At 72.9% G+C, this 7,073-nt stretch carries 7 protein-coding genes; 4 read left to right on the top strand and 3 right to left on the bottom strand.

The window, feature by feature from the left end:
* Window positions 1-214: 214 nt before the first annotated feature.
* Together ABZ449_RS19125 and ABZ449_RS19120 are read left to right on the top strand one after the other, a co-directional pair.
* On the top strand, window positions 215-784 hold the full coding sequence (locus ABZ449_RS19125; protein WP_360347048.1) for a GtrA family protein: 570 nt from the start codon (window positions 215-217) through the stop codon (window positions 782-784).
* Between the two features lie 18 nt (window positions 785-802).
* Entirely contained in the window at window positions 803-2,017 is a 1,215-nt protein-coding gene (locus ABZ449_RS19120) for an ROK family transcriptional regulator (RefSeq protein ID WP_360347046.1), read from the top strand.
* Window positions 2,018-2,089: 72 nt separating this feature from the next.
* On the opposite strand, the gene ABZ449_RS19115 is transcribed toward ABZ449_RS19120, so the two are convergent.
* Window positions 2,090-3,130 carry an ABC transporter permease gene (locus ABZ449_RS19115; RefSeq protein ID WP_360347044.1) on the bottom strand — a complete coding sequence of 347 codons (1,041 nt, stop codon included), beginning with the start codon at window positions 3,128-3,130 and terminating at the stop codon, window positions 2,090-2,092.
* A gap of 126 nt (window positions 3,131-3,256) precedes the next feature.
* On the opposite strand from ABZ449_RS19115, the gene ABZ449_RS19110 reads away from it, so the two are divergent.
* Entirely contained in the window at window positions 3,257-3,706 is a 450-nt protein-coding gene (locus ABZ449_RS19110) for a MarR family transcriptional regulator (protein ID WP_360347042.1), read from the top strand.
* A gap of 164 nt (window positions 3,707-3,870) precedes the next feature.
* Complete coding sequence (locus tag ABZ449_RS19105; protein ID WP_360347040.1) at window positions 3,871-5,424, top strand: MFS transporter; 1,554 nt, start codon at window positions 3,871-3,873, stop codon at window positions 5,422-5,424.
* Between the two features lie 70 nt (window positions 5,425-5,494).
* On the opposite strand, the gene ABZ449_RS19100 is transcribed toward ABZ449_RS19105, so the two are convergent.
* Both ABZ449_RS19100 and ABZ449_RS19095 read right to left on the bottom strand, forming a co-directional pair.
* A complete protein-coding gene (locus ABZ449_RS19100) occupies window positions 5,495-5,749 on the bottom strand; it encodes a hypothetical protein (RefSeq protein ID WP_360347038.1) in 255 nt (84 codons plus the stop codon).
* A 26-nt stretch (window positions 5,750-5,775) separates the two neighbouring features.
* Window positions 5,776-6,957 (bottom strand): inorganic phosphate transporter, encoded by a 1,182-nt coding sequence (locus tag ABZ449_RS19095; protein WP_360347036.1) that lies wholly within the window; start codon window positions 6,955-6,957, stop codon window positions 5,776-5,778.
* Window positions 6,958-7,073 lie beyond the last annotated feature (116 nt).

The raw sequence follows: 7,073 nt of genomic DNA, 5'->3' as shown, positions 1-7,073 counted from the left end.
GTACGGCATCGAGCTCGTCTACCTGACCGAGCGGGAGCCGCTGGGCACCGGCGGGGCCATCCGCAACGCCGCCTCCGGCCTGACCGGCGGCCCGGGCGACCGGTCAGGCGGCCCGGGGAACCGGGGAGCCGACGCTCCGCAGGCCACCGGCGACCCGAGCGGGCCACCGATGGCCTGAAGGGCCGGCGGCATCCCCGCGTGCGAGACTGCGGAGATGCCGTCCCCCACGCAGCGCGCGCTGGCCCGGGTGCCGGACCGGCTGCGCCCCTTCCTGGTGCGGCACCGCCGACTGGTGAAGTTCCTGCTGGTCGGCAGCGGCTGCTTCGTGCTCACCACGGTGGTCGACTTCGAGCTCAAGTTCACCGTGCTGGAGCACAAACCGGTGGTCGCGCTGACCGTCGCCACCCTGATCGGCACCGTCGTCTCGTACGTGCTGAACCGTTGCTGGGCCTTCCGGGCCGCCGGCCGGCAGCGCGAGGCTCTGATGTTCGTCCTGGTCAGCGCCGTGGCGATCGCCGTCAACGACGTGCCGCTGGTGGTCTCCCGCTACCTGCTCGACCTGCGCGAGCCGTACGTCGGGCCGTTCCGGCAGGAGGTCGCGGACTTCCTCAGTGGAATGGTCGTCGGCACCTTCGCGGCGATGCTGTTCCGCTACTGGGCGATGCGGCGGTGGGTCTTCGCCCCGCCCGCCGGGCGGACTCCGGCCGGGCCCGCCCCGGCGCCCACGACGGCGCCCCCGGAACCCGGTTACGCTGCACCCGAGATGCCACGGGATGTGCCGTAAAGGGGCGAGGTGAGCCTTATGCACGAGCCGGACCCCGTCCGGACCGGGCCCGCCAGCCAGCAGGGGATGCGCCGGGCCAACCTCGCCCTGGTGCTCGGGACGATCGCCGGCGGACCGCGCTCGCGCGCCGAGGTGGCCGCCGGGACCGGCCTGACCAGGGCCGCCGTCTCCTCGCTCGCCGAACAGCTGATCGCCGACGGCCTGGTGGTCGAGGAGGGCCCCGCCGCGCCCAGCGGCAAGGTCGGCCGCCCCGGCACCGCGCTCGGCCTCAACCCGGACGGGCCCGGCGGCCTCGGCGCCGAGATCGGGGTGCGCCACCTGGGCGCCTGCGTGATCGACCTGCGGGGGGAGGTCCGCGCCTGGCGGCGCCGGGAGGTCTCCAACCACGGGCGCGAGCCCGCGGCCGTGATGGCCGACCTCGCCGACCTGCTGCGCGGGGCCGTCAGCGAGTCGGGGCTGCGCCCGGCCGGGCTCACCCTGGCGGTCCCCGGGCTGGTGGGCGGTTCGGGCGGGGTGCTCCGGCGGGCCGCCAACCTGGACTGGCAGGACGTCCCGCTGGCCGCCGTCCTGCGCCCGGCGCTGCGGACGGCCGGCGGCGGCCTGGCCGAGCTGCCGATCGAGGCGGACAACGAGGCCAACCTCGGTGGACTGGCCGAGCGCTGGCTGGGCGAGGGCCCGGAGGACTTCCTGTACGTCTCCGCCGAGGCCGGGGTCGGCGCGGCGATCGTGGTCGGCGGCCGGCTGCTGCGCGGGGCCGGCGGCTTCGCCGGCGAGTTCGGCCACGTGCCGGTCCACCCCGAGGGGCCGCGCTGCGCCTGCGGGGCGCACGGCTGCCTGGAGCAGTACGCGGGCGAGGCGGCGGTGCTGCGGGCGGCCGGCCTGTCCGGCGCCCGGGGCGACTGGGTGACGCTGCTCGCCGACCGCGCCGGGGCCGGGGAGGAGGAGGCCCTCGCGGCGCTGGCCGGGGCCGGTGCCGCGCTCGGCACCGCGGCCGCCGGTGCGGTCAACCTGCTGGACCCGGCGGAGGTGCTGCTGGGCGGTGGCTACGCCCGGCTGGCGCCCTGGCTGCTGCCCGCGATGCGGGCCGAACTGGCCGCCCGGGTGACGGCGCGGCCCTGGTCCGAGGACCGGCTGACGGTCTCCCGGCTGGGCCGCCGGGGCCCGCTGCTGGGCGCGGCGGTGCGGGTCGTCCGGGCCATCGTGGCCGACCCGGGGCCGCTCGCCGCGGGGTGAGGGGGACCGGCCCGGGAACGCGCCGAGCCCCCGGCCGTGGTGGCCGGGGGCTCGGTGACGGGTCAGGGCCGGTCAGGCCTCGACGGAGGCAGGGTCGCGGTCCTCGGCCCGCGGGCCGCGCAGGACGGCCAGCAGGGCGACGCCGATGCCCAGCAGCGCCCAGATCACCAGGACCAGGATCGGCAGCCCCAGGTTGGTGGAGCCGAAGTAGGCGACCGACTTGGCCGCGCCGGTGCCGGCGCCGTTCGGGATCCAGGAGCCGATCGCCCGCCAGAACGGCGGCATCATCGGCGCCGGGTAGACCCCGCCGGCGCTCGGGTTGCCGAGCACCACGAAGACCAGCACCGCGATGCCGATGCCGATGATGCCGAACAGGCACTGGAGCGCCATGGTGAAGGCGCCGACCGAGAACACCACCAGCGCGCCGATGGCGCTCAGGCCGAGGACCGAGCCCGGCAGGGCGTCCAGCACCGGCCCGGCGATCAGCGTGCCGAGCAGGCCGGCACCGATCGAGTACACCGCGAGCACGCCGAGGCGGATCAGCAGGCGGTGGACGTTGGCCGGCTTGGAGCCCGCGCTGATGCCCAGGATGGAGGCGACCAGGTAGCCGCCGACGCACCAGCCGATCACCAGGTAGAAGGCGGAGAGGCCGTTGGTGTCGCCCTCGTCGAGCGGCACCACGTCCTGGACCTTGACCGTACGGCCCTGGGTCTGGTCGATCGCGGTGGTGATGGACTCGGCGGCCTTGGCGGCCGAGGTGCCGCGAGCGCCGGCGACCAGCAGGGTGTCCTGGGTGGAGGTCGGGTCCACGACCAGCGCGGCGTAGAGCTTCTGGTCCTTGATCTGCTGGATCGCCGTCTCGGCGTCCGGTGCGGTGACGGCCCGGACGGCGTCGTTCGGCACCGACTCCAGCGCGCCGACCAGCTTGGGGGTCACCTGCGGCGGGGCGACCACCGCGATGGAGAGGTTCTGCGGGGCCGGCTTGTGCAGCGCCCCGATGTAGGAGGTGATGAAACCGAGCTGGAGCAGCAGCACGCCGATCACGAGCAGTGCCGCGCGCGGGGTGACCGCACTCTTCAGTTCGGCGACGAAACCCTGCCCCGGGGTTGCCATCCACATCTCCTTGCGTAACGGGGAAAAACGGTACTTCCAGAACCGATACTTCATACCATGAAGTAGTTGGCTTGTCGCACCTCCCGCGCCGGGGCGCGGCCGGGGCGGCTGCGCGATACTGGCGCGGTGAGTGACGAGGATGCCCTGGTGGCGGTGGAGCGCGAGGTCGCGCTGATGTTCCGGCGGGGCCGGGCCAGAGTGGCGGAACTCTCACGGCGGGTGCACCCCGGGCTGGAGGGGATGGCGTACAGCCTGCTCGGCTACATCGAGCAGGCCGGGCCGGTGCGGGTGACCGACGCCGGTGCGCACTTCTCGATCGGCAAGGCGACGGTGAGCCGGCAGATCCGGACGCTGGAGGAGCTGGGCCTGGTGGCCCGGGAGACGGATCCGCTGGACCGCCGGTCCGCGCTGGTCTCGCTCACCGAGGACGGGAGGCGGCGCTACCTGGCCGCGCACGACGCCCGGATGCGGCGGGTGCGCGAGGTGATGGGCGGCTGGTCGCCGCAGGACGTGGACCGCTTCGCGGAGCTGCTGCACCGCTTCAACGACGTGCTGGAGGAGCCGACCGCCGAGTGATCCGGCGGTCGCCGGCGCGGCGATCGGGGTCGTGGGCGAGGCTTTACTTTCCCTTGAAGAAAGTTGCCTAATTCAACCATCTCGGCTTATGGTTGCTTACGGCAACGAACTTTCATGATCCGCGTGTCCCGCGCGCCCGCGCGCCGCCTCGTCGAAGGACCCAGATGACCGTGACCACCGAGGCCGCGAGCGGAACCGCCGCGGCCGACAGCCAGCAGATGACCCACCGGCAGGTGATGGAGGCGCTCTCCGGCCTGCTGCTCGGCCTCTTCGTGGCCGTGCTCTCCTCGACCGTCGTCTCCAACGCCCTGCCGCACATCCTCGCCGACCTGCACGGCGGCCAGTCCGCGTACACCTGGGTGATCACCGCGGCCCTGCTCACCCTCACCGCCTCCACCCCGATCTGGGGCAAGCTCTCCGACCTCGTCAGCAAGAAGCTGCTGCTCCAGATCGCCCTGCTGATCTACATCGGCACCTCGGCGCTGGCCGGCCTCTCGCAGAACACCGGCGAGCTGATCGCCTGCCGCGCGCTCCAGGGCATCGGCGCCGGCGGTGTGGTGGCGCTCGGCCAGATCTGCCTGGCCGCGATGGTCCCGGCCCGCGAGCGCGGCCGCTACAGCGGCTACTTCGGCGCCGTCTTCGCGCTCGCCACCATCGGCGGACCGCTGATCGGCGGCATCATCGTGGACACCTCCTGGCTCGGCTGGCGCTGGTGCTTCTACGTCGGCATCCCGTTCGCGCTGGTCGCGATCCTGGTGGTGCAGCGCACCCTCAAGCTGCCGGTGGTCAAGCGCCGGGCGAAGATCGACTACCTGGGCGCGCTGGTCATCACCGCCTCGGTCAGCCTGCTGATGATCTGGATCACCCTGGCCGGCAAAAACTACGCCTGGCTGTCCTGGCAGACCGCGGCCATGGTCGGCGGCGGCGTGCTGCTGGGCGCCCTGGCCGTCGTGATCGAGCGCCGCGCCGCCGAGCCGATCATCCCGCCGAGCCTCTTCCGGTACCGCACCGTCGTCCTGGCCGCGGTCGCCAGCGTGCTGGTCGGCGTCGGGATGTACGGCGCGACCACCTTCCTCAGCCAGTACTTCCAGCTGGCCCGGGCCAAGTCCCCGACCACGGCCGGCCTGATGACGCTGCCGATGATCCTCGGCCTGGCGGTCTCCTCCGCGGTGGCCGGCCGGCTGATCACCAAGTACGGGAAGTGGAAGGCCTACCTGGTCTCCGGCACCGCGCTGCTCGCCATCGGCTTCGGGCTGCTGGGCACCGCCCGGGCCGACACCGACTACGTGCTGCTCTCCGTCTACATGGCGATCACCGGCATCGGCCTCGGCCTGACCAGCCAGAACCTGGTGCTCGCGGTGCAGAACACGGTGCCCCGGCACGAGCTCGGCGCGGCCAGCTCGGTGGTCACCTTCTTCCGCACCATGGGCGGCGCGATGGGCGTCTCCGCACTCGGCGCGCTGATGACCGACAAGGTCGGCCACTACCTGGCCGAGAACCTCGCCGCGGCGCACGTCCCGGCCTCGCCCGCGGCCTCCGGCGGCGGCATCCCGGACCTCGCCAAGCTGCCCGCCCCGCTGGTGCCGCTGGTGACGGACGCCTTCGGCCACGGCGTCGGCACCGTCTTCCTGTGGGCCGCCCCGTTCGCGGCGCTGGCCTTCGTGACCGTGCTCTTCATCCGGGAGACGGCGCTGAAGAGCACCACCCAGGAGGGCTGAGGGGCCGTCGGGACACGCGAACGGGCCGGGGAGTGCGCAGGCACTCCCCGGCCCGTCGGCCTGTGTACGGCTACTTGCCGGCGATCAGCGACAGCCCGTAGAGGACGACCCCGCCGCACAGCGCGAAGCAGACGCACGCGCCGGCCAGGGCGAGCCTGCCGCCGCCCGCGGCCCCGGCGCCATCGCCGCCCTCACGGACGGCGGCCACGGCGGCCTCGCGGCGGGACAGCGCCAGGATGCCGAGCGCGAAGACGCAGACCACGGCGACGGTGATGCCGAAGCTGACCCCGGCGGTCTGGGCCAGGGCGTTCCACTTGATGTGCATGGTGAGAGCTCCTCAGCGATCGGCGCTCAGGCCGCGACCGTGGTCGAGGCGGGGGTGGGGGTGTTCGCGGCGGCGCCGGCCGGTGCGACCTCGACCGGGGTGACGTCCACGTCGTTGACGTTGTCCGCGCCGACCGGCTGGCGGCGGGAGATCAGCCACATCGCACCCGCACCGGCCACCAGCACGGCGCCGACCAGGGCGACGCCCCAGCTGCCCTGCTCGGCCAGCAGGGCAGCACCGCCGGAGACCACGGCGGCGGCCGGCAGGGTCAGGCCCCAGGTGTAGACCATGCGGCGGACCAGGCTCCAGCGCAGCTCGCCCTTCGGGCCGCCGAGGCCGGCGCCCATGATGCCGCCGGAGCAGACCTGGGTGGTGGAGAGGCCGAAGCCCATGTGCGAGGAGGTCAGGATGACGGTCGCGGCGGCCGACTCGGAGGCGAAGCCCTGCGGCGGGCGGATGTCCGCCAGGCCCTTGCCCATCGAGCGGATGATCCGCCAGCCGCCCATGTAGGTGCCGAGCGCGATCGCGCCGCCGGCCGAGACGATGACCCAGGTGGGGGGCAGCGCGCCGTGCGGCAGGGCGCCGACCGAGACCAGGGTCAGGGTGATGATGCCCATCGTCTTCTGGGCGTCGTTGGTGCCGTGCGCGAGCGAGATCAGCGAGGAGGAGAAGACCTGGCCGGTCTTGAAGCCCTTCTCGGTGGTGGCGGCGTCGCCCTTGCGGGTGATCGCGTACGCCAGCTTGGTGGCGCCCCAGGAGGCCAGGCCGGCGACGAACGGGGAGGCGACCGCCGGGATGAGGATCTTGGTGACCACGGTGTCGAAGTTGACGCCGTTCATGCCGACGCCGACGATCGTGGCGCCGATCAGGCCGCCGTACAGAGCGTGCGAGGAGCTGGACGGCAGACCGCGCAGCCAGGTCAGCAGGTTCCAGAGGATCGCGCCGGCCAAGGCGGCGAAGATGATCTCCGGGTGAACGCCGGCCTTTTCGTTGACGATGCCGCCGGAGATGGTGGTGGCGACCTTCACGGAGAGGAACGCACCCGCGAAGTTGAGCAGAGCCGCGATGGTGACCGCGACCTTCGGACGAAGGGCGCCGGTCGCGATCGCGGTGGCGGCCGCGTTGGCGGTGTCGTGGAACCCGTTGGTGAAGTCGAAGGCGAGCGCCGTGATGATCACAACGGCCACCAGGAACGAGATGTGTTCCATACCCAAACAATCGTCGTAGTTGTCGCACGGACGTTGATGACGTTGTGACCGTAGGTCTGCTTGGTAAACGGAAGGTGAACTGAGCCGGGAATCGTGGTTCCGATGGTTGACTCCGG

This window comes from Kitasatospora sp. NPDC005856 (assembly GCF_040629945.1).
GTDB lineage: Bacteria > Actinomycetota > Actinomycetes > Streptomycetales > Streptomycetaceae > Kitasatospora.
This window is presented reverse-complemented; position numbering and strand designations above follow the sequence as displayed.